Genomic DNA, 255 nt, shown 5'->3' on the forward strand with positions numbered 1-255 from the left:
CCAGTTCAGCCGCACGCAGCCGGGCTCTGCGCCGCCGCCGTAAACGCCGCCGCTCCTCACGCGTCACATCGTCGCCGCCTTCGTCCGGCGGAGCCACCGGTGCGCTTTGTCCCTTTCTTGAACCCCCCTTTCCTCGGCGACGGCCTTCTCCAGCCCGTCCAGCAGTTCGGGATCGACGGCCATCCCTGCCGCGTGATGATGAGCGCGCGCGACCGTGGAATCCACGCTGACCAGGTCGAGATCGACCTGCCCACG

General features: G+C 69.0%; 1 pseudogene. It reads right to left on the reverse strand.

From position 1 onward, the window contains the following. Positions 1-63 precede the first annotated feature (63 nt). Positions 64-255 (reverse strand): annotated as a pseudogene (locus tag SCWH03_RS28450) (hypothetical protein); the annotation flags it as partial.

The sequence above is a fragment of the Streptomyces pacificus genome (assembly GCF_011766325.1).
Lineage (GTDB): Bacteria > Actinomycetota > Actinomycetes > Streptomycetales > Streptomycetaceae > Streptomyces > Streptomyces pacificus.